The organism is Bacteroides sp. 3_1_13 (genome assembly GCF_001185845.1).
GTDB lineage: Bacteria > Bacteroidota > Bacteroidia > Bacteroidales > Bacteroidaceae > Bacteroides > Bacteroides xylanisolvens.
Genome location: NZ_KQ236956.1, coordinates 22,303 through 45,484 on the forward strand (window position 1 = coordinate 22,303; position 23,182 = coordinate 45,484).

Consider the following 23,182-nt stretch of genomic DNA (forward strand, 5'->3'; position numbering starts at 1 on the left):
TAGGTATTAGGGGTATCACTCATAGGATTGCCGTTCGCATTAGCGGAGTACTTCACATGAAAATACTGCGATGTACCGGGAATACCTTGCGAACCGGTCGGCCCCGTTTCGCCTTTGTCACCTTTAGCCCCAGTTGCCCCATCTATTGCACCAATGCGAACTGTAGTCCACGAAACGGGAGACGTAGCCGGAGGGATAACAATACCCGTGCGCATCCACAAATATTCGTTTGTACCACAGGCGGGCGGAGTTTTACTCCACCCACTTGTAGGCGCAACCGTGCCAGATGTAGACTTTGCGAACTCCTGCGCGGGATATTGCCCGTCCTTCGTTACGCTAATCGTTATTTGTCCTCTTGCTACTATCATACTATTATTTTAGTGATAATTCAACTACAAACGTCGCTTTTACATCGACTTCGGCAGCAGTGACGGTAATGGTTTTTCCAGTCTTTACACCGGAAGTTCCCCAAGCCGTATCTTGTGTACCATCCTTATTGTACTTCTTCCAAGAAAATACAAATTTGGTATCAGCAGCACTATCGGTGAATGCTTCCCCATTTTGCCATACCTTGGCATTGATAGTCGTACTTCCTTGGCCATTTACTAACTTATCCCCCGTTGTGGAAGATACTTCCACTATATACGGATCGGAAAGATCGGAGAACGAAATAATATCGCTCACTGTTGTGTTGTAGGTTCCGGATGCTGTATCGGTATCCTTGATTGCACATTTGAAAGATTCGAAATTAAGTACGGCACTGGCAGGAATAGATATTTCATTTGTCGTTGTCCCCGTGATGCCATAAGAATTTGAAGCCGCCAAAGATTCCCATGTGCCGTCCGATTTCAATTTGTGCCACTGATAAGCAACCTTATCGGCGTCAATACTACTACCACGCCACATATCACAATGGGCTGTCAATGATTCGGATTGACCATTCTTAAAAACATTTCCTTTAGGGGCATACGCTATAGCAATGATAAGTTGACCGGCATTTTCTGTTTTGGTATAGTTGATGACAGATTTTACAGGAGTTTCCAAACCTGTGCCTGGATCAACATAAATACCGGAACATTCAACCTTCATCTGCGATACAGATGTCATATTGTTCTTAAGCGTCAACGCATACGGCGCAGTAGCGGCAACAGTACCACCGAATGCAGTGATTGCACCTCCATTCACTGTATAGGTAGGAGCAGCTTTTAAACGACTGATTACGTTTGTTGTCGTTCCGGATACATACATTTCAGGGGTAATGACAAGGAAAGGAGAAGCCGTATAGTTCGGTACATAGGTGCTGTTTTCCTTGTTAAAGATTTGCGTCAAAGGCTGATTAGAGCCTAGATACATGTTCATTGACTTCGCATCGTTCAAGTCGACGATGGTAATTTGTCCTCTTGCAATTGGCATAATTCTAGTTAATTAAGTTGTTAATACTATTATCTAAATAAGAAACGCCTACAAAGGGTAGTTGAAAATTGTCACATTTAAAACTTTATTATTCAAGATGTAGAGCGTTCTATTATTATTACTACATTTGTTTCGTCACATTTAAAATTTCAATTATTATGTCAGCATTTTCTAATATTGCATCAAATATATTCATGCCCATCGATGATGCTTTCGGTATATACAATAGAGAAATCGTTCATGAACTATTAGTTAACATCCAGAATGACTTTGCATTGTCATTGGAGAAATCAGTAGATATGTCAACTCTATGTATGATAGAATATCGTCCAGGAGACCCTCAATGCAATAAAATTCCTAACGGACACTTGATATTTTTAAGTACGCAAGGCGATGAATGGTGGAGATGGGCATATCAATTCTCACATGAATATTGTCATAGCCTAATCAACGGAGCGTCTACAGGAGAAATATCAGGTTTAATCTGGTTTGAGGAAACTATGTGCCATCTAGCTTCGATTTACCAATTAAAAAACTTGATTGAATTTTGTAGTATGTCTCCCGACTATCTTCTAAACAGTTACAAGGAGGTTGCTTGTCACTGCCTAATGGCGAATTTCGGACAGCCTCAATATAACTGTCGGGAATATCTATTATCAGTGGCGGACCAACTTGCAGAACCCGACTACCATCGGGAAATTTACTCAAATCTATCTGCGACAATGTCATCTTTGTTTTTGGAGAACAAACATCTTTGGAAGATAATTCTTCATTTTGGTGATATGCGCAAGTGGAACTCTCTCCATGAACTGTTTGAGCATCTACAGTCAAAGGCGAGTCAGGATTACGCACACACTTTGCAAAAGCTATACAATCTTTTATTTTCATAATTTAGAAGTTTTACAAATTCACAATACAATTAAATGTAGCACGTCCCCAAACATCATCCGGGGTAAGTGTCAACACATGCCCGTGCCCGACATGCGCCTCATTAAATATCTTATCGGTATCATCGTTATTACTTTCTTTCTCCCACGAGAACCGGGAATCCGGAACACTATCTGTAATATCAGTATCTCCCTTTATCACATAAGCGGTTAATGTAGTAGACACAGAGCCGTTCTGAAAAATATTCCCATTGCTACTCATTATATTAACTACTACCGCATCTTTACCCGCCGCCGACTTTTCAAGCCAGTCTGTAGCACCTTCCTCCGGTTCTTGCGTTGTAGGCTTATCTGAAATACATAACCATGACGATCCGTTGTGAGTTACTTCGTCATAGTAATAATAAGCTCCGGCTTTCCACTCTCCCTTAAAACAGGGGACGCGGCTTTCTGTTACTCCATCATCGGAAATCTGTTTGATAACTCCGGTCATATATACATTACGGAGATAGGCTGAATGTCCGGTCATATCAATATCAAACAGTTTTAAGTTAGACAGGTCGCCCAACTGCATAGCGATCATTTCCTTAGTAATCTCCCAATTATTAACACCTGTCAGATAGCGGACATAGCTTTGCGTCGAATAACTCGATCTTTGTCGCTCTTCGTTCGTGAAGTTTCCATACGCGACGAAGTGCATGGTCTTTTGTGGTGGAAGTATAGTTCCGCTACGAAGTATGTATTTAAAAGTCTTTTCATCAATTTTTTCAGAAATTCGGAAATAAGAGGTATGAAAACCAGTGACCGAATCATTGAATATTCCTTTGCAGATGTCATCAATCTCTATTTCTGCAAGTTCTCCGGGCTCTAATTTCAAATAGATAATTCTCTCCAGTGGATCTACTTCCTCTATGATGCCCCCGCCAGGTGCATTCCAAGTTTCTCCACTAACTACCGAGATACGATTATATCTAAATTCATCTGATTCCAAGAATCCGCGTATGTGTACAGAGTTAAACTCTGCATCTCCGATAGCCGATATTAACCATCCCAACATTTTGCAGGCATAGTCTGAAGAAGAAATATCTCCTGAAGTAGAAATGTTTCCAGTGAAAGAGGCGGTATTGGCAAGAAGTTCATTTAGCACCTTTATATTATCAGCTTTTACTCCTTTCTCAACTTCAAGTCCTCCTAGCAACTGCAATAAGAAGAGGGTGCTGTCTGGTTGCTTACGACGCAAAAAAGTATCTCCTTCAGCAAAATCTTTCAGTTTTTCATTTAGGAAAGATAGTACTGTTGCGACATGTTGGTTGGAGACACTGTTCTTCAAAATAGCTTTGTCAATGTAGTCTATCAGTTGATCTATGAGATCCTGTTGTGTTGACATATCAATTGAATTGTTTAGTGAATTGTTCGGTATGTATTCGCGGTGATCCTAAATCATCATCAGTGAATGAACCGGTATAACGCTGTTCTGAATCCGCAAAACGTAGAGATAACTTTATACTCTCCGGAACGGTTGCACGGGATGCTCTGGTAAGATTTTCCGCTGTTATATTTACTCTGATATTTCGTCCATCCAGTCCAAGGAGTTTTATGTCGTCAGAAGATAACAGATCAATCAAATGTATCAGTTCGTCATTTGTGCGATATCCGGATTCTACAGTCATAGATTCGCGTCCGGATAACCTTTCCCAGGATTCAACATAATCATCTATGACTTCATCATACTTATTGAATGCATTTTCTTTTTCTGCTTCACGCTTAATACTTCCAATGCCGGTAATTTCGATCAGCTCATAAGAACCGTATGAATTAAGAAATTGTAAGAGATACCTTTCTCTACTTATTGTTCCGGGAGTAATTACGATCGTGCAGGATTTAGTTTCTCCTACATAGATATCAAATATGGAGGCAAGAATATGGTGAGTATCGAAAAGTTGCTTCCGAAGACGATATAAGTTGAGTGCAACCGGTTGTCCGGCTACTCCGACTAGGGCGGTCTCCATTCCGTTTGCAATTACTCTTAGTATACCACCATCAGGATAGATGAAGGAGAGCGGAAGTAGTTCCGTTTCCCGGATTGTAATAAGTCTTTCGGAAGTACGGGTTGTTTGGAAGAAATTACCGTCCGGATTCATCAATTTCCAGATAAACACATTCTTATTTTCATCATTGAGATGACGTAACATTCTTTTGCTTACTCCGCCAATAAATACTTTCAGTGAGATCGTTAGATTATTTTTTTCACTATTGGAAACATTGATAGTAACATTACGAGAACAACCTTCTGCCTGTAGCAGAACTTCTTCCGATTCATTATATAATTGGGCCGGTTGTACTATATCAGCAAGTATGTCCTGAATAAAAACAAAGAAGTTGCCTTCTCCGCTGCCGGTGAATATTGTTTGTTCTCCTACTAAAATGGTATAAGTTGCCAGAGAACTGCTGTTGATCGACAACTTGATTGGATTGCCGGTCAATGCCATATTGGCGGGCGATATGTTTGCAGTCAGACTCATTTTACTAGATAATTAGGTGAGATAATTTGTTCTTGTACCAGATAATTACAGGTACAATAGTCATGCAGGAATTCTTCTCTATCAGCGGTGGGGTGAGAGAGAAAAAGAAAGAGGTCATCAAACGTAATAGATGCATTTTTCATATATTTCTGATAAGTGATGAGCATCTTTTCAATATCATTTGATTGAATAGTTGATATTACTGTTTCTGATGTATTCATATTGCAAAATTGTATGTTATATTGCGGGATATAAAGGACATTTTATAATAACTCTGCACGCACTGATTGGTCATATTGCAGGTCATAATGTACTCCTCCTCTCGAATTACTAATCTCATAATGGAGGTGTCCATCAGGCGTTGTACCGAGGTAATACCTAATCCGGTAATATAGATCGAAACTATAATTGACTTTCCTTATAAAATACTCCTTTTTATTATTGTAATCTTCTTCAGTAGGTACTGAAAGAGGGACTTTAATATCCACTGTATCAGTAGAAACATTCTTATATTGTAGGTCATATAAGCTATTCCCATCTCTATTCGCTTCGTCTCTCCAGGCATCTTTTTGTGGTTTTACGGTAGCTTCTACGACTGAATTCTTGTTATCAAATAACGCCCACTTATATTTTTGATCGACGATGGGGACGGTTTGTTCTTCTTCCAGATTATATGGTTTGAGTAATTTGGTTGTACGCAATTTGACTGTTGCCGGGAATGAAGAACTTTTGGGTAACGTATAACGTATGGTATCAGGCAACATTCGTTGACCATCAAGTAAAATAGGAGAGGAGAAATCTGGATTCATACATTGTTGAGCCGATAGATGCATATCCGTTTCTATGAGATGATTGGCGTGGCGAAGAATAGCGTCATATTCCTTCCAGAAATGATTGAACAGTCCATATTTGCCAACAAATAAAAGAGAAATTTCGCAGGCTTTTCCATTTTGTTTGTTTAATACCGGTTCTCCGAAAATATCCAGACAAATTTGTGAACCATAAGTAACTCGATCTCTTGTATCGAAGAAAGAAAAGCAAAATGCCAAAGGGGTTTGGTAGTTTAAGTTTTCTGATAATTCAACATCGGAACTAGAAATTGTGGTGTATCGATGTACTTTACCGAAGAGATAGTAAGGAACTCGTATATATTTATATACGTCTCCTTTAAAACGTTCCGTTGCGGAAGGCAAAAATTCATCAATAGAGGTAATCTCTTTATATGCCATATCAGCTCCACGATCCCAGGGGAAGAAATCCGTTGACACTAATTCTGAACGTCCGGTTATGTTATCTGTTTTATAATATAATCCGCTCTCTGTAGAATAGGTTAGGTATCCATTTGCTTTAGTCGTGACAATATAGTGATATGGCTTTAAGAATTTATCCAGTGAATCAGCGGCAGGAGCTGCCGTCCATTTTGGATCTTCCCCCCGTACGTTTGTTGCAGCTGATAATTTTAATTGCTGTGGGGCTTCAAAATTGATAGTTGGTTTGGACGCTTTTTGTAGCGTCCAATCAGAAGTAGTTTTGGAATTAAGGATATCACGAATGAATTTAAGTCTGACCTTACGGGTATTTCCATCTACAAAGTAAAGTAATCCAAAACGGCACCATAAGGCTTGCATGAATTCATTGATTGTGCAGTCAGGCATGAGATCAGCATATTTTAGTTCTCCTTTTACACAGCAATCGGCTGCATTATTAAGAACAACCAATTGACCGAGCTGGTGGTGGTTAGTAAATGGGTTCTCCGTGACAGTATATCCGTAGGTTGAGAATATAGCTTCTAATATATAGCTGACTTTTATAAATGGAACTATTCCATATCCTTCAGGAAGCGATACTTCCACGGGTTCTCCATTGATGAAAAAAGTTTCCGTCCGTGCTTTCCACCAATATCCATCACGATAATTATTTATATATTCTGCATAATCCGTAACTGTATCATTATCTTTCTTACGATTGCAAGATACAGCCACAGGAAACAGACAGAAAGGAGAATCATTCTTTTGACTATTCTCTATAATATAAGGTATTAATTCTGATACTCCTCCAAGGCGAAGAACAGGAAGGTTGATGGACTGCAAAGAAACATCTTCCCATATACTATATAATTCAGATTCTCCAAAGCCTACATTAAAAGTTATTCCGTCATTCTCTGAAGCTTTTGTCGTATTCATTTTACCCACTCGATGGTAAACTCCGTCACTGATGGTCACGCGTTCATCAGCAATAGGGGCGCTGTCAATATCAGTTCTGTTAATGTAATTGTTGAGACGTAGATTATTTCTGGTACCAGGTATGGTAGCGGCAATAGATTGTGATCCCCGTTCGTTGTAGATAGGAGAGCTGTCTTCTATTTCTGTACTGAAGTCTTTCGGCAGATCAAAAGTACCGGATGTATTTGATATTCTTAGTGCCATAATAATTCTTATTTGGTTGATCGGGTAAATGGTTTCTTGGATTTTTCATCTAGTTCTTCAGCATTTCGTATATCTCGTAGGGATACGTATGCTTTTAGATTTTTGAGGGTATTAATCAGCATTCCGATTTCTTTTATGAGTTTATCTAGTTCGGTTGCTGATGTATCAGTTTCATGGATTTCCTGGTTATTTCGGACAGGAGTATCTATTGCTGCGTAATTACCCGAAGCTCGTTGGGGCACATGACCTTTACGGGCATCTTCAATCGCATTTAGTACCAAAGGATAATTTATATGTTTTTGTAACCGGGATAAGTCCTCGGCGTTAATGATTAATTCTGCACCATTCTCTGAAACTAGAGAAGTGTGTCGGACGATTCCGGTTTGTGCAGCCCCAATATAAGGTATGTCCTGATAGTTCTTGCCGTCATCTTTCCCGATGACATCATACCGGCCGGATGCCCATTGGGATACGCTGACGGTTGCTCGTTTGGGAGCGTCGGTCGAAGACGTGTCGGAGTCGGAAGATCCGGACGAGTGTTTGCCGCTAACCATTCCTTTCAGAGCACTTTTTGCAGTTGCAATTGCAGCCATTATGATTCCCCCAAGGATGGCTCCTGTTCCAATGCCTAAGAAACCTTTACTTCCTATTTCATTGGCTGTTGCTTTTGCAACATTTTCAGTTCCTACTGCTGTTAGTTCAATTATTTTTGCATTTATCATTTGGGCAAGAACATCGAATATAATATCGATCATGACATCTGCGAAACCTTGCATTGCATTTTCTTGTCCTGCGATGATGTTGCCTAACGCAGAGCCAAGTTCAGAACCATATTGTTGAAATGTGCGTAGTCGTTCCTTATATTGTTGTCGTTCTTTTTGGGTTTGTGCTGCCGTCTTTTTTTGTTCAGCATCTTTTGCTTTGGCATGGGCGGCCTGTTCTTCCTTCATGCATTTTATTTTGAAATCAAGAAGTTGTTTCTCAACTTGTTTTCGTTGTTCGGCGTTTAAACCGGCAATGGAAAGCATTCGTTCAAGATGCATGATGGTAAGTTGTTCCATAGCATCATTATAGGCTGTTTCGGAGCTTAGATTCTCATCTTTGCCGGAGGCATACAGTTCTTTTAAATCCTGTTGTTGCTTTTCATATTGAGTTGTCTCTTGATTAATTAATTCATTAATAAGCTCCTGATTGTGTTCTTTTTGTTGTTTAATTTTCAGGTCATTGATTTGATTTTGGATATTAATGCCTTCTTTTGACTTCTCACCGACAATTTTCAAAGAACGCTCCAAGTATTCCATTTGGAGACATTCCATTTCTTCGCTCAACTGCTTTTCTGTTTGGAGAGTGTCATCCCCCCCTTCCAGATACATTTCTTTCAGGAAGGCTTGTTTTTGGTTATATAGTTTTTTTTCTTTCTCAAGCCTCTTTTTTATTTTTTCTTCATCACTATCACCATTGCCATCACCATTACCATCATTATCATTGTTACTGTTTTGATATTTAGAATTCACTTTGGCAATTTCCTCTGTATATCCTCGCATCATATCCTCATACAGTTTGACATTCTCATCCAACTGGCTTTTCTTGGAAGCCCAAGCACGATATGCTGTGGGAGAAACTCCATTAGAGGCTGCTATTTCCTCCAAAGATTTGTTTGAATTTATGGGATCATTAATATCCCATTCAATACTCTTAAATTTCATGGCTTCTGAACTACTTTGCTTACTGAACCATTCTGTACGTTCGTTTAGAGCTTCTTGTAATTTAGCGTTTGCAGCTTGTTGTTTAGCTGTGATAAGTAATTTTTCTACATATCCATCCAGAGCACCGGTATTGTTATTGATTAACTCTCCTTCTTTAGTTAATGAGGCATGGTAATCGGGTACTATTTTTTGAATTTCTTCTAATGCCCATTGTCTTTCACCATAGCTTTTTTTTGAATCAAAAAGAATTTCCTTTAAAGATTTAAGATGATTTGTTTCTTCGGATGTGTTTTTAGATGCCTCTAGACTAATCTTATTAGCGGCTTCTTGTGCAGTGGAGAGGGTTTTACGGGCTGTAACGACATGGTATATCCCAACTGCCAAACCAGCTAATAAAGCTATAGTACCAGCTAGAGGATTTAATCCGATTGTTTTCCATAATGATTTCATCGCAGTATTCAAGGCTACGGTGTTACCAGTTAGGAGTGCTTTTACTGCTATTCCTGCTTTTTCTATTGCGATTGACGCTAATAAACGTGTTTCCCACAATTTATCAGCTAAAATGCTTGCAATTTTAGCATCTTTCAATTTTGTTTCCCATATGGTTATCGCTTTTATGGTTAACAGGTACGCTCCTATTGTTGTAGTTAGAGTGATAATGATACCCGAATGTTTGACCATGAACCCAATCAGGTCTATAATTTTTCTGGTCCAGTTTACTGTACCGTTTATTACGCTGATGATTGAAGGATTAAGTTTTTCCATCAGCTCCATTCCCATCTCATTCATTTTGTTTTTGGCTTGAGCGAGTTTGGCGGCTGCCGTATCTGATTTGGTGGCTGCTTGCTCTAGAGCGACATTAGTTCCAGTGACTGCTTCGGTGTAGTATTTCACTTTTTCTGCTTCGTTAGTTAAAACGGTAGCAACGCTAAAAGCTTCCTCTCCAAACATTTTGATTCGATCGTTAACACTAAGTTGTTTCTTTTGGAGATTTTCCAAAGCTGTTTCAAGACCGACTATTTTAGGATTAGTGTCATCTGCTCCTTTCTGTAAGCGATTGAAAAAGGTTTTTAGTCCGGTACCTGCAACTTCGTCTTTTATGCCTTTTTCGGCTAAGGTTTCGATAGTACCAACTAATTGTTCAATAGGAATACCTGCGTCATTGGCTGCCACTCCAGATTTTTTTACTGCGGTAGTTACTGATTCAACAGCAGCAGCTCCGTATTTAGAACCGGCTGCCATGACATTCGCATAACGGGCTGCCTGATCAGCACCATCTCCGTATTGATTGAGTGAAAGAGTTACAGCATCAACAGCATCTTTCAATGTCATTCCTGAAGCAGATGCTAAGATGAGTGTTTGTTCGGTTACTGCGGCCAGTGCTTCTTTGTTAGATAGTAACTCCGGTTTAGCAGAACCGACCAATTTATAAGCATCAAGAATTTCGGTTGCTGATTGTCGGATCCGGATACCGGAATCACTAATTGTAGTGGAAAGCCGGATTGCTTCTTGTTCCAGCCAATTAATGTCGTCTTTGGAAAGTCCTGTTAATGCTTCGACATCGGCTTTGGCATCTTCACGTTCATTGCGTTTTTCACGAAGTTGGTTCAGCTTTAGTGTTAAGCCTGTCACAGCTGCTATGACGGTGGTGACAACTGCAGCATATTTATTAAACAGTTCCACGGCTTTTCCTATTGGACTAGCTTGACAACCAACTTCTACACGCATATTTTTTTGTGCCCTGGCTACTGCTTCAGTGACGCGCCTATTTTGCTCCAGGGCTGCATTGTATTGTTCAGTACCGGGTATGGCTGCACGGAGTTCTTTACGGACTTTTTGGCTGACAGATAATAGTTCGTCATAGGTTGCTCCGGAGAGGTTTTTCAGGATTCGGTCGGTCTCGGCTACTTTTTGCTTATAAGTATTGAGAGTTTTATACTTATTCTCCAGTTCTTTTTGCAGAGTTTTGGATTTTCTGGCATATCCTGATTCTGATTTATCAAGAGAAGATATTTTATTCTCTAGCTGGGAGATGGCATCTTCTATCTTCTTGACGCCGGCTGATGCTTCAGTTCCATCAATAAATATTTTAATACTTCGGTTTAGGTCGTTCATATGGCTTTACTTTTCAATGTATATTTTGGTTGCGTCGATAAGCATAGTGTCGAAATAGCGCATACAGATATCGGCAAGTTCCGGAAGACGGTTTTTGATGACCGGATCGAACCAATGGTAAGCCTGCCGGTTACCTTCATTCTGTTTGCCAAGTGAAGCGGGATTAGTATGTCGGATGATACTCGTATTGATTTCCATTCCGTTGATTCTCTTCAGATAGCTCCATTTACTTCCGATAAGACCACCTTGCCCGCGTCCGGCACCTTTGTGGATATAGACACCATGACGAGGAAAAGAGAAACCAAGTCGGTTGATTAATCCGTATTTGTCAGTATAGGCTTTAGGTTGTAGTTCACGAGCAATACGTAAACTACGGGATGAAATGGTGGCTTTGAGTTGTTTACTGACAGCATCCTGCCATTGTTCTACCTCTTTGTTGAATGCGGTGAGTCGGTCGGCATCCTGGGCGATGTTATAGCGTTCTATTTCCGAGATGGTTTCCATTCGGATTAGCCGGGAAGTCGGAGTAGAAGATAACTTATCCGCTTTTCGTCGGGCTGCATTATAGCGTTTTATTTCCGACTGCTTGTCTGACATTCGTTTATAGAATCCCATTACAAAAAGTAGTTTGGATCGACGATGAATTCTTCCGGAACATTAACAAAGAAGGTAAGCACGGTGCCATAGAAGTTATCACCGATCGGGCCGATACCGTTAATTTGAGTATTGCGGTCTACATATTTAATGTCTTTCAGCAATTTATTCCGGATCTGTTTACATATACTCTTGCATTGTTTGGCTGTCTGATTAATTGTTTCCGGATTTCCGGAAATTGTGTTTCTGGCCACGATGAATGAGTAGACTTGTTTGTCATTGAGTGAATCAGCTTCGTTGTCTTCGGATTCGGACTCGCAACCATCAACGGCGATAAGGATGGTTCCATTGATGGAGGATAAATTGTCATCGAGGCTGATCAGGTCCTCCAGTCCGAATGCTGTGAAGAACCTTTTCTTTTGAGATGTGTGTGAAATGGCTTTGAGTGCCGAAGCTAAGGCTTCACCATAAGCGAAATGGTCATACTCCATAACTGTATAATGTTTAGGTTATGGAGACAAAAATAGCCCGCTGCGGGCGGGCTATAAAGGACAAAACGATAGGTTATAAGAACAGGAATAGTGCTAGCAAAGTAAGCATGAGCAGAAGCCAAAATACTTTTGCAAGGATTGAGCGTGAGGCTTTAAAGAATGCCAGGCACAGAAGTACTATTCCGGATATAGTTATTATCGTTAAGATCATTTTTGTTCTTCGTTTGATTCTGGAAGCAAGATACGAATTAATTCAGAAAGTTGTGCGGCTGCACGCTGCTTTTCGTCCATTGGTGTTTCCGGATCCAGTAATTTGTTTACTAACCGTAAGGCTTCATGTCTATTCATAATGTTATTTTTTAGGGTGTTGAATACTGCTTATTGATTGAATATGCTTTTTTATTATTCTGATTTCAGAAATAAGTGTTAGTCGATTAGTGGAATCGATGTCCGGAGAGTCTATATCAAGAGCCAGGTCAATAGCTTTTTCCAAAGTGGTTTCCATCCATGAATATTCTCCTTCCTGGATAGTTTTTATTGATTCAATGCAATCATCGGTGAGGATGATGCCATTGATTTCTGTTGGTATCATGGCTGGTCTCCTTTCTGCTCCAGTAGGTGAGATCCTTCTCCAAAAGAATAATGACCGCGTACTTTACTGTATGAGATATAACATACAGGATTGCTATCATCGTCTCCTAGTTTTATACTCCATTGTCCACCGGAGGAGTCTCCATTATGCCCATTGAATTTGAGTTTTTTTTGATTAGGGTATTTCTCATTCAATTCCTTGACAACTTCTTCGAATTCGCATTTTAGGGAATCCATAGCACATTCATCTTGTACTAGAATACCGTCGTATGCCTGGGCAAATTCACACATTTCCTGACCCTTACGATTTACGTTCTTATATGTTTGCACATGGTGAATAAAGAACATCATGATTCACCCCCTTTCTGACACTTCTTTGCTCGGTAGACACAGAGAACTGCGCCAATTACAGCAGGGGGAAAGATAAAGGTCAGGCAGAAGCAGGCTATTGCAGAGACGTAATAGGCGTCCGATGCAGAGTTGATAGCGCATTCTTTTTTCAATTCACGGAAGTAACGCTGTTGGAGCGTGTTTACGTCTGTTCCTGTGCGGAATGAGGGCACGTAGTTCGTGCCCTGGGTTACTTGTTTCATATACTACATTTGGTTTGGCTGTTATTGGCAAGTTTTCGTGTACCTAGACGGTACACGAACGGCTGCCAATTTCCCGTAGTCGCCAAACCAAATGTAGTATAACCCCGAAGAGCTGTAATACAACGAGAAGAAAGACAGCCGTATTCGTTTATAAATAAACTTCTACTATTTCGTATATGAATTTGCAAACAATATTAATATCGGAAGCAAACTGATGGACATAAAAAAGCCCAATTTCGTATTGAGCATCTAACCGTTGCTCATCGGGATAGATTATCTATCATTTGATTTGGCACTACAAATATGAGGATAATATCTGATAGTGCCAAATGAATAGGATTTTTTTTCTATTATATGGAGTGTAGAAAATCATCTTCTGACAAGATTTCAAGTTCAGCCCCTTTTTCTATCATTTTAATAGCCTTTTCTTGCTTGCTACTCATGCCATCTTCTCCAACAACTCGGAAATCTTGTTGTCCAACAATTAAAAAGTTAGTATCTCGATTCACACCACTTTGGTTTATACCTCCTATATCAGCAATTATTTGTTGGGCCTCGATTCTTTTCATTGAAGATAATGTTCCAGTAAATACTACATATTTTTGGTAGAAAATGGAGTCAGGATTGTTTTTTGTCTCATCTCCTTTGATTGCTCTTATTTGATTTGCTTTTTGTTTTTGTTTGCATGTACAAGGAATATAACCTTTCTCATTAAATATTCCAAGATGAACTTGGAATTTATTTTCTATATTGTTAAAGTCTTCTTCGGATTCAATTTGTTTACTTAAGTCTATTCCTTTTTCTTTAGCTGCTAACAGAGTAATTTCTGCACAGGCTCTGGAATCTTCTCCTGCATCATGTTTTCCCGGTTGGATATTAAAAGCTTGGCATAAAGAAGAAAGGCTATAAGACGGTTGTATCCAGGTTCTTCTGGCTATTGCTAGGCTACAAAGAAATATCCCCTTAGGAATGTTTATTTTGTATCGTTCCAGCATACATAGAAGAACGTTTATATCAAAGGTAGCATTATGAGCAACGATGATACTACCTTCTTCGTCATTTCCAAAATAAGGAGCAATTTCAGGCCATATGTCTTTAAATGTAGGTTGATCTTGTACCATTTCTTCTGTTATTCCGTGTATCATTGTATTGAAATAGTTGAATGATTGTACAGGATTGATTAACCATGATTTTACTTCATGTATCTGATTGTTTTTTACAGTAGTAATTCCTATTTGGCATGCGCTATCTCGTTGTTCATTAGCCGTTTCAAAATCAATAGCTATAAAATCATATGTTTCCATAGTATATTAAGATTTTTATTTAAATGCTTTATATATTTTGTTCTCATCCACATTTATGAATACGTCTTCATCGATAGCCTTAAGGTAATCACTGTATTTCTTATTTAAAGCGTCTATACATTCTTTATGGTAGTTTTCGTTTCCACCGGTTAATACCCGCTTAAACTCCTCTGATTCCATGATGCCACGATAAAGAATTTCTTTTGCTTTCCCTTTTTCTCCAGTAGCTACCATCACTGCAAAGTCTTTTTTCCAATTAGATTGAGAATTGTTTGTCCGGGTATTGATTGCGATTTCAACGAGAATAGCAAGCACAGACCATCCAATCAAGGTACCCATGACACAATAGATAAGGGCTGGGAATCCTAACCAATTGATTCCATCTGCTCCAACTATACCTCCGGAGTATCTGGAATATTCCCACGCAATACATGACGAGAAGAAGACTACGATTGAACCTATGATACCTAACACTAGCACTGTTTTTGACATAGCTGCTAGAGTGCTTTCGGCAGCTGTTAATTTTTTTGTTTCCATGTGTGGTTTTATTTGTTACAGCAACAAAGATATGGGATTTGTTTGTATGATATTCTTTTTTTTGAAATAACTATCAAATTTGAATATTATCCAATAGATTAATTTTAGTGGTAAAGTATTCTAAAAATCTGATACTTGGTTGAACATCGGCCCATTCTAAGGCTTCAATAAAAATTTTTTCATTCATGTTTTTGACTTTTAAGGTTGTGATTGGGAGGTTGCCGCTATAGTATACAATATTATTGTACCTTTCTTCCCCAAAAATAGTTGTATAGCTTTTTAAAAGGAGTGCTATTGTGTAGTAAAAACGTTCATTTCGATAACCTGCTGGCTCCAAATAGAATGTTTCTTTTGGAAAAATTTCTTCGATTTGATTAAGAAGCTCTTGTGGTGTATATTCTTCATGGATAATCTTTTCATAACAATCAGATTCGCAAATTCGAAGATAACATAGCAAGTATATCAAATCCGGATATATGTTATTTTCATTTATAAATATATTTAATGATAAACGGGCGTTGGTGAAAATTTTTTCAATTTGCCTTAATGTTAATTTTTTGTATTTGAAAATCGTTTTTGTTGTTGATAATAAATCGTCTCGGCTACCCAAACTATTCGGTGGTATTTGATCTTGGATGCGATAAAAAATAGTGTTGAAATCATAATAATCATATAGATATTTACTGAAACTGTCTACATTAGGATCGGGTAAAGTATATTCTATGTCGATAAATCTTTTCAAATATTCATCAGCATTTATTAGGTCACTCCCATAATATCCACGTACGGAGTTACTTAATTGTTCCTTATCTATGGATAAGACAAACACTATATTAGGTATGTTGAAAAGATGTTTGATCCGTTCTAAAGTTTTGACTGCATAATGTGGATTACATCGATCAAGTTCATCTATGATAAATATCAGTGGTTTCTTTTCACAGAATTCATTGACGTATTTTTCGAGTTCCTTCCGAAATTCTCCCAAACTACGTTTTTGGTTTTCGTAGTTTTCTATTTCTTTTTTCAACATTGAAGCTCCTTCTTCAATACCATCATAAATTATATCAACTACCTCTTCATCAGCATATCTTTTTATTATTCCTTTGAACATTGCAGGAGCCGCTTTCAGTACGATTTTTCCTGCAGTATTTATGACTGATTCTAATGCTTTTTCTGCTTTTTCTTGCGGATTCATTTTCTTTAGTTCCCCAAGTAATCCAATAAGAGGATCTGATATGAAATCATTTTCCCAGGCATTAAAATATAGTGTGCGGAGTCCGTCTAGTTCAAGATATGCTTTCCACATTTCTACAAATGTGGTTTTTCCTGTTCCCCATCTGCCATTTATGGCCAAAACGAAGCCTTTTTGATATGTAATAATGATTGTTTTAAGTATTTCTGCATACTTCTCCCGATCCAGTTTACAATTCTTGAAAGGTTGATCAGCTGGTATTTCTAATTTATCAAGTTTGCATTTCATAGATTATAGTTTTATTTGTTACAGCAACAAAGATAGTGGTAATATATTTGTAATGCCAATAGAAAAATGTATTTTAGCTCAAAATTTGATAGACAATGGAAAGACTCACAGTAGAACAATTAAAAGTAATCGATTTATCGCTTATCGAATGGTATTATGAACAAGCTATGGCTCGCCATAATGATCTTGTCCGTGTAGAATCTCTTATAACTGAAAGGGGATATACTTTGTTTGCTATCTACTTTGGCATTTTAACAGCTGCAATAGGATATATTCTTACGCATTTGAGTGCAAATGATGATGCAGCTTTGACTTCCGGATGTTTGTCTATTGTTGTTTTTACATCTATTTCTATTGGTTATATTTATCATGTCATTAAACCACATACTCTTCTTGCACCAGGAAAAGAACCTGATAAGTTTACTATACCGCAATATATAGCTTATTTTAAAGGGAAAGATAAAGATATTGATCAAAAGAAACAGGTAGTTAGTGATGAGCTAGTTGTACTTCAGCAAAAGATAACTGCACAGGAGGCAATGAATAAAAAAAGAGTCGAATATACTAAACGTTCTCTTGCATTTCTGATATTCGGCTCTTTTGTGGCTGTCACTTCCTTTTTAATAGCATTTGCTATTTATTGATCAGATCGCTAGTATCTAAACCATTTGTTTGAATAGGAGTATCACTTGTGATGTCAGGCAGTGAAACTGGGTCATCTGTAGAACCATCAGCATTGCAGCAGTAAGAATTTCGCGGACTATCCTTTAAAGATAGAACGGTGATATTATCAGTATATCTCATTGTTAAACGGGCGAATCCCTCACTACAGTGCGCCCACCGGTGTTATTTCCGGAACCAGCTGCCTGGTTACACTATGGTAAGGGATTCATGTTTTTATAACGATATTGGGCGACGGCTAAAGTACGATTTTTTCTATATATAGCAAAAGGAAAGCAGAGTTTTTTGCTCCGCTTTCCTTTTGCTATATATTTTTGTGATTAGAAATTGGCTACTTCATAATACTTAAAGAAGTAGTAGAGGGCTACCTTATGCCATTTAGTTAGCTCTTTATCACCGGATAGAAGAGAGGACACAGTGCATTTGTCGATGCCTGTATAGTTGCTTAGGTGTTTACTTTTTAATCCGAGCTTTTCCATACGCTTCTTAATCCAATCAACGGTAATGCTGTCGATATCCTTACGGTCAAAGTTAACAGCTGATACAGTCAGCTTCCATTCATCCGGGATTTCTCCCTTAAACATTTCCCGTACACGTTCAGTTAATTCCTTTTTGGTAAGGAACTTGTCATTCACTAAGTCTTTTTGTTCCGCACGGACGATTAGTCGGCCATCGGAGTAAGAGACTACTTCTATGGATATATGTCCATAACGTTGATACTGCTTTGCGAATTCGTCGATTCGCTTTTTACTCTCGGCAGAGAGAGGTAGTAAGTCTAAATTCTTCATAATTCATCAATTTACGATTTGATAATCGGGTATTTAATAATGCAATATACTTTGTAATGGAGGGGCTTTCGCCCCTCCGGATCACAATTTGATGAGTCTCATTTGCCCGATGTCGAAAATAGCAATCTGTTTGTTTTCACGCCCGAATTGCTTGGCTTCTTCAAGGTTGGTGAAAATCCTGATGGAGTCGAAATAAAACTGATTGTTTTCTTCGTTAAGCCATCCACCGACTTTCTTTTCGTGCATCAAAGCATGATTAAGAACTCTTTTCAATCCTTCTTCTCCGAAACTGTCTTGAGTCTCAAGATAGGCGACTGAAATACCTTTTGTGACCTTTTTTAAGGTTGTGAGGTCAACCGTGAATCCATCAGGATTCGCATTTGCTATCTTTAGGATAGCCTCGAACAATTGTTCCATAATATAAAAGAACTTATGCGGACGTCACCCGCGTTTGTTTGACACTGCAAATATATATAAAAAGTTTGTTACTAACAAACTTTTTATTGTTTGTTTGTTTGCTACTAACAAACTTTTATCTGTTTCTTAGACTTTCTTCGGTTTCCTCTTTACGTCTGATCGATTCGTCCATCGAATATAGGGCATCAAGTAAAAGACCTTTTCGGATTTCCGGCTTTTTAGTCATGTCGGACTGTGCCAGGGAATCAAGAAGGCGGAGCTGTGCGTCGAATACGCGACCGTAACTACCCTTTCCCTCTCCTGAAAAAATACGCGGATAGGAATTGGCCATACATGACAGACTTCCTAAAATATACCAATACATGAGTATTTTTCTGTCTTCAGGAAGATGGTGAAGAATGGCTGCATCTTTGTCTAATTGATTAATGTCGAATACCTTATTACGATGCCACAAGCAGGCTAGTAGGTGGTCAATCTTCGTTGGATCTGAACGCATTGCATCAAGATAGGTCTGTAGATACATGAATTGTTCAAAGGTAATATCAAGCAACTGATCTTCTGGGCCGATGAATTTCCAAAGTCGGCAATGGATGGTTGGATATGGGTTGCTTGTCAGATCCGGTGTCAGGTGATAGTATTTGCGCATGGGCAATGAACTATCTTCTTCCGAACAAATAAGGAAGTCAAACAAGTTGGCAAGCATTGATACTTCTTCCGGATGAAGAAGACAGCTATGGTGACGGACATAGAAGCGGACTGTTGGACTTTCTTGCCAAATTCTGATACGTACATACTCTTTAAATATTTTCTTATGCCGGCATACATGAGCTTTCAGGCAATAAAGCATCATGTATACCTTAACTTGTTCTACCGGTATATCTGACTTTGTGAGTTTGACTAGATAAAGAAGCTGTTTCGGGGTGAGTTCGTCCCAACTTCCTGGAAGTGTGTATGTATCATCATTAATTCGTATAGTATGCATAGTGTTACGATATTGAGGTGAATAGTTTCTTTTCTTTAGAATTGAAGTCAATAGCTTGTGACGTTGTTTCAACTCCCAGTTCTTCCGCATTTTCGGCCAGATAAGTGTGTATTTTCCCTGAATAATAAGTTGCCTGGTCTGCAAAAAAAATGCCGTTTGCGTCCGGGTCTTGATAGATTGGTCGAATAGTGGGAGTATATTCGATCGTTCTGCCGGCTACATGTTGTTCGGTTGTTTTCTGTGAGGTATATAATTCGGCAGTTTTATTGGCTAAGTAGCGGATGATATAGTCAATAAGTACTTGTTGTTTGGGCGTTTCGGTATTTTCTGAAAGAGCTTCTTTGAGTATGTCATAGACTTTATCCGTAATCATTTCTCGAATGTTGTGTTCCTGAAGTTGACGAATGGTAGGGAACATGATACGATAAGATAGGATAGAATAATCAATGTCTACCATACCGAGATCCTGGAATTCTGCTGCGTTACGAATGAAGCAAAACCGGGGTATATTATCGATAACATAATCAGGATAATCCTTTTTATTTTCCTCCAGGTATGATATTAGCCGGTCAAGTGCTTGCATTCCGCGAAAACAGAGATTCTTTTTTGCTGCTGCGATCTTTGTGTCACTGGCAGGAGAACGCTGTCCCTGCACGTTACTTACTGTGATACCGGCATCACCGAACATAACACCCAGTTCATCAGATGCGAGCATCAGGGTTAATGGGCCGAGGGCACGCAGTAGTTTGTTGTATAAGTCAGATCCTTTGTCTTCATGAGCTTTACTGATCGTTGCTTTACCGATATACGGTTTGATGTATATATCCAGTGCATCTTCGATGTATGGTTCGATTGATTCGTAAGGCAGTGAGGAGTTGATCTTTACTACCTTTTTGAGGGTGTCGATGTCGGGGATTAGTGCGTTCATTTTATTCTGTTTCTGGGGTTAAACCTGTATTCTTTGTCGCTCCGGTACCTTGGTCCAGCGTGGTAAGTTGACAATTAGTCACCGAGAAATAAATATCTTTAGGCCAGTTATTCATGGCTTTTGCAAAGTAGAGAGGTTCCAATGTTGTATCCTGATACATCTTCATGAGTGCCTGTTCTATGATAAATAACTCCCGTGCTTCGGTACCATTGATACTTTTTCCCTTACCTGGTGCGGATCCGATTATCGAAGGATGTACGCCCATACCGTAACACATCATATTGCTGACCTCTTCGCTGTCTTCAATATACTCACCACCTTTGAAGAAAGATTCGAGTGGAGTAATAATGATGTCTTTTTCTTCAAAGCCTTTTACACGATCGTAGCGAAAGTGAGAGACAAAGCCTTTGCCGGCATTTTCTTCACCGGCAAGAAAATCATTCATATCCTTCAGGAACTTTTCTTTGCGTGCTTTCTTCTCGTCATCTTTGACTATGCCTTCAGATGCAAATAACTTTTCCCAAAAAGGCTCTTGAATATACACAATGTACCGCAGTGCCATTTGATTTTTAATCAATGATTTTTTGAAAACAGGGATTGCACTGGAGAAGTCATACCAGCCGGATGCAAAAACACTCCACCAATATGGATGACTATAATAAAACCGTCCGGGTGTAGAGATGCGGAGGTTATGGATAAATCTCCGTTCTTTTCCTACAATTTTCTCTCCTTTGTCATTGGGAGCAAGTCCCATTCTCATTTTGAGGTCGAGTAGTGGAGTCTGCCGATCGAGCAGGGGAGTGGCAATCAAATCTGTTGGTGTACCGGTATGCCATTCTGCAGAATAACCGTGCCATTCGCTTTTACCAGTCTTTTCGTCAATTTCACTGATCCTGGAACAAGTGGACTCCTTAGCTTTGATTTGTACGAGTTTGGGGGATTTATTGTCATTGTTGAATATATACTCCAGGTAGCCGTCATAGAATATAACCAGATCGTTTGCCAGCTCCATACGGACAAAATTGAAGTTGTTGTTTTCAAGGAATTCAAAAATTTCCGGCTGCTCGTACGGAAGAACTTCCTCTTTGACTATTTTCCTCGTTTTAGGGTCCCGGTATTTCCGATAGACGAGTATGCTATCACCGAATACAACTTTATTCTTGAATTCGATATTGCTGCCTATGGTGACGTTGGTACCGATTTTTTTCATGATGTCATAAGGCATATGATTATTTCGTCCGCGTGGTATCCATTTGATTGGATTCTTTTCTCCTTTGGGAGCTACTTCGATAGGTGTAGGATTCTTATCAGTGGCGATATCACTGTTATCACTGAATTTGATAACATTCTTTCCACCTTTTAAGACGGCATAAGTATCATAGCCTTTCATTATAAGATTGATTGAGGGTTGTTGTTGCTTCATTAGAAATATACTTTGAGATTGTTGAATTTGGTGATAAGGCATCGGCGGATTTTTCTCGGAGTAGCTTCTCCGGCAGGTAATACGTTAATAGTGCTTCCACTACTATGGAATGAGGTCAATACTGCACGATCGTAGGTGACAAGTTCGCCTGTGCTCTTTTTACAGAATTCAATGGAGAATTCGATAGGCTTACCGTTTTGTCTACGCTCCATGAGTTTCCATATCTTACTTTGATGGATTCTTTTGTCTATACTTTGCATAAAAAGGTAGTATGAGAATGATTAGTAATATTGGGATACCAATGATTAAGCCATACTTGAATCCATCATCAATTCCGTCCGCGATAGAACCGCTGGCATTCTTTTGGGATTCGGATTGTTTGTTTTGCTGAAACGTGACGTCAGTCGTTGTTTCCTGTTTATCAGATATACGTGTAGTGTCATCTTTCTGAAGCAAAGTTTTGATCGTTGTCTTGCTCCCTTCAATCTCGATATTCGATATTGGGGGTAGTCCGGTAGATGGGTCTGCTGATTTCGTTGTGTCGAAGTTAACTTTAACTTTCCAGTCTTTACCCGTTTGTTCTTGGTTGAGGTTGAATCGTGAGTAGGTATCTTCGGTTCTAATTCGCAGTGCGGAATCTGTGATAGAAAGATTGCTTTGTTCTTGAGTACTACGATTGTTTTGAAGAGTACTACGGCAACTACACAGTAGCCAGGCAATAGCAAGGCAAGCAAGATAGATGAGAGTGTGTGCATGATGTTTCATTGTTTACGGTTGTTACACGTTAGGTTTACACATTTGAATCGTTTAAGATCAGCTATTTCTTTTTCGTTTTCTGCTATCTTTTTATCTTGGGATAGCTGGTTGCTTTCCAGCTTTTCTATACGGTAAGTCCATTTTGTTTCGCTTTCTATTTTCTCTTTTTTCATAGCCTCCTTGTCAGCTCGCAGGTCAGCGATTAGTTCCTGATATACATCTTGTACGGAACTAAGAGCTTTGGCTTCTGCTTGCTTCTTGGTGTATTTGAGCGTAATAACTCCAGTGATGGATGACAAGAGACCACCACCAAGCAAGAATGTGAGTAGGTTTTGTGTAATGACATCGTTCATGACCTTCTTTTTAAGCAAAGGTATCAGGTGTATGGCAGGCGATAAAGGACAGGGAGGAGAGCCGATTTTGGTAAAATAAATTTTCTTTACATTTTTTAAGGTGCAGCATATAAGGGAAATTGAAAAACTTTAGGTCGAAACTTTTTTTCAGGGCGGTGCGTGGTCTTGCGACAGATAAAGGGGAAATTTTTCCCC

General features: G+C 39.0%; 24 protein-coding genes and 1 pseudogene. 1 reads left to right on the forward strand and 24 read right to left on the reverse strand.

Features of this window, described 5'->3' with window-relative positions; all coding sequences use genetic code 11:
* The 16 genes and pseudogenes from HMPREF9009_RS25980 to HMPREF9009_RS12380 form a co-directional block, all read right to left on the reverse strand.
* Positions 1-368, reverse strand: a pseudogene (locus HMPREF9009_RS25980) (hypothetical protein); the annotation flags it as partial.
* A gap of 4 nt (positions 369-372) precedes the next feature.
* Positions 373-1,413, reverse strand: a complete 1,041-nt coding sequence (locus HMPREF9009_RS12315; RefSeq protein WP_049702363.1) for a hypothetical protein — start codon at positions 1,411-1,413, stop codon at positions 373-375.
* Positions 1,414-1,911: 498 nt separating this feature from the next.
* Positions 1,912-2,301 carry a hypothetical protein gene (locus HMPREF9009_RS25790; RefSeq protein ID WP_153882611.1) on the reverse strand — a complete coding sequence of 130 codons (390 nt, stop codon included), beginning with the start codon at positions 2,299-2,301 and terminating at the stop codon, positions 1,912-1,914.
* 12 nt (positions 2,302-2,313) lie between these two features.
* Positions 2,314-3,687, reverse strand: a complete 1,374-nt coding sequence (locus HMPREF9009_RS12325; protein WP_049702365.1) for a hypothetical protein — start codon at positions 3,685-3,687, stop codon at positions 2,314-2,316.
* Position 3,688: 1 nt separating this feature from the next.
* A complete protein-coding gene (locus HMPREF9009_RS12330) occupies positions 3,689-4,822 on the reverse strand; it encodes a hypothetical protein (RefSeq protein ID WP_049702366.1) in 1,134 nt (377 codons plus the stop codon).
* Positions 4,823-5,085: 263 nt separating this feature from the next.
* Positions 5,086-7,248, reverse strand: coding sequence for a hypothetical protein (locus tag HMPREF9009_RS12335; protein WP_049702367.1), 2,163 nt, complete (start codon positions 7,246-7,248; stop codon positions 5,086-5,088).
* An 8-nt stretch (positions 7,249-7,256) separates the two neighbouring features.
* Entirely contained in the window at positions 7,257-11,069 is a 3,813-nt protein-coding gene (locus HMPREF9009_RS12340) for a phage tail tape measure protein (protein ID WP_049702368.1), read from the reverse strand.
* A 6-nt stretch (positions 11,070-11,075) separates the two neighbouring features.
* Positions 11,076-11,684 (reverse strand): hypothetical protein, encoded by a 609-nt coding sequence (locus HMPREF9009_RS12345; protein ID WP_049702369.1) that lies wholly within the window; start codon positions 11,682-11,684, stop codon positions 11,076-11,078.
* A complete protein-coding gene (locus HMPREF9009_RS12350) occupies positions 11,684-12,154 on the reverse strand; it encodes a hypothetical protein (protein WP_049702370.1) in 471 nt (156 codons plus the stop codon). The genes HMPREF9009_RS12345 and HMPREF9009_RS12350 overlap by 1 nt, the downstream gene beginning before the upstream one ends.
* Before the next feature lie 207 nt (positions 12,155-12,361).
* A complete protein-coding gene (locus HMPREF9009_RS25985) occupies positions 12,362-12,502 on the reverse strand; it encodes a hypothetical protein (protein WP_182425263.1) in 141 nt (46 codons plus the stop codon).
* Positions 12,503-12,506: 4 nt separating this feature from the next.
* Entirely contained in the window at positions 12,507-12,746 is a 240-nt protein-coding gene (locus HMPREF9009_RS12355; RefSeq protein ID WP_049702371.1) for a hypothetical protein, read from the reverse strand.
* Positions 12,743-13,096, reverse strand: a complete 354-nt coding sequence (locus HMPREF9009_RS12360; protein ID WP_049702372.1) for a hypothetical protein — start codon at positions 13,094-13,096, stop codon at positions 12,743-12,745. Before HMPREF9009_RS12360 ends, HMPREF9009_RS12355 begins: the two co-directional genes overlap by 4 nt.
* Positions 13,093-13,338, reverse strand: a complete 246-nt coding sequence (locus HMPREF9009_RS12365) for a hypothetical protein (RefSeq protein WP_049702373.1) — start codon at positions 13,336-13,338, stop codon at positions 13,093-13,095. The genes HMPREF9009_RS12360 and HMPREF9009_RS12365 overlap by 4 nt, the downstream gene beginning before the upstream one ends.
* Positions 13,339-13,688: 350 nt before the next feature.
* Positions 13,689-14,642, reverse strand: a complete 954-nt coding sequence (locus tag HMPREF9009_RS12370; protein WP_049702374.1) for an exonuclease domain-containing protein — start codon at positions 14,640-14,642, stop codon at positions 13,689-13,691.
* A 15-nt stretch (positions 14,643-14,657) separates the two neighbouring features.
* Positions 14,658-15,179 carry a hypothetical protein gene (locus tag HMPREF9009_RS12375; RefSeq protein ID WP_049702375.1) on the reverse strand — a complete coding sequence of 174 codons (522 nt, stop codon included), beginning with the start codon at positions 15,177-15,179 and terminating at the stop codon, positions 14,658-14,660.
* Positions 15,180-15,252: 73 nt separating this feature from the next.
* A complete protein-coding gene (locus tag HMPREF9009_RS12380) occupies positions 15,253-16,659 on the reverse strand; it encodes a KAP family P-loop NTPase fold protein (RefSeq protein WP_049702376.1) in 1,407 nt (468 codons plus the stop codon).
* Positions 16,660-16,754: 95 nt separating this feature from the next.
* On the opposite strand from HMPREF9009_RS12380, the gene HMPREF9009_RS12385 reads away from it, so the two are divergent.
* Positions 16,755-17,303 (forward strand): hypothetical protein, encoded by a 549-nt coding sequence (locus HMPREF9009_RS12385; RefSeq protein WP_049702377.1) that lies wholly within the window; start codon positions 16,755-16,757, stop codon positions 17,301-17,303.
* A 357-nt stretch (positions 17,304-17,660) separates the two neighbouring features.
* Here the strand turns inward: HMPREF9009_RS12385 and HMPREF9009_RS12390 are convergent, their stop codons facing one another.
* The 8 genes from HMPREF9009_RS12390 to HMPREF9009_RS12425 all read right to left on the reverse strand — a co-directional run bounded on the left by HMPREF9009_RS12390 (position 17,661) and on the right by HMPREF9009_RS12425 (position 22,987).
* A complete protein-coding gene (locus tag HMPREF9009_RS12390) occupies positions 17,661-18,128 on the reverse strand; it encodes a hypothetical protein (RefSeq protein ID WP_049702378.1) in 468 nt (155 codons plus the stop codon).
* Between the two features lie 81 nt (positions 18,129-18,209).
* Positions 18,210-18,545, reverse strand: a complete 336-nt coding sequence (locus tag HMPREF9009_RS12395) for a hypothetical protein (protein ID WP_049702379.1) — start codon at positions 18,543-18,545, stop codon at positions 18,210-18,212.
* A gap of 115 nt (positions 18,546-18,660) precedes the next feature.
* Complete coding sequence (locus tag HMPREF9009_RS12400; RefSeq protein WP_049702380.1) at positions 18,661-19,527, reverse strand: hypothetical protein; 867 nt, start codon at positions 19,525-19,527, stop codon at positions 18,661-18,663.
* Positions 19,528-19,531: 4 nt separating this feature from the next.
* Positions 19,532-20,455 carry a DUF6712 family protein gene (locus tag HMPREF9009_RS12405; RefSeq protein WP_049702381.1) on the reverse strand — a complete coding sequence of 308 codons (924 nt, stop codon included), beginning with the start codon at positions 20,453-20,455 and terminating at the stop codon, positions 19,532-19,534.
* Position 20,456: 1 nt separating this feature from the next.
* Complete coding sequence (locus HMPREF9009_RS12410) at positions 20,457-21,878, reverse strand: hypothetical protein (protein ID WP_049702382.1); 1,422 nt, start codon at positions 21,876-21,878, stop codon at positions 20,457-20,459.
* Positions 21,878-22,090: a hypothetical protein gene (locus tag HMPREF9009_RS12415; protein ID WP_049702383.1), complete on the reverse strand. Its 213-nt coding sequence runs from the start codon at positions 22,088-22,090 to the stop codon at positions 21,878-21,880. Before HMPREF9009_RS12415 ends, HMPREF9009_RS12410 begins: the two co-directional genes overlap by 1 nt.
* Positions 22,091-22,103: 13 nt before the next feature.
* Complete coding sequence (locus HMPREF9009_RS12420; RefSeq protein ID WP_049702384.1) at positions 22,104-22,643, reverse strand: hypothetical protein; 540 nt, start codon at positions 22,641-22,643, stop codon at positions 22,104-22,106.
* A complete protein-coding gene (locus tag HMPREF9009_RS12425) occupies positions 22,640-22,987 on the reverse strand; it encodes a hypothetical protein (RefSeq protein ID WP_049702385.1) in 348 nt (115 codons plus the stop codon). The genes HMPREF9009_RS12420 and HMPREF9009_RS12425 overlap by 4 nt, the downstream gene beginning before the upstream one ends.
* Positions 22,988-23,182 lie beyond the last annotated feature (195 nt).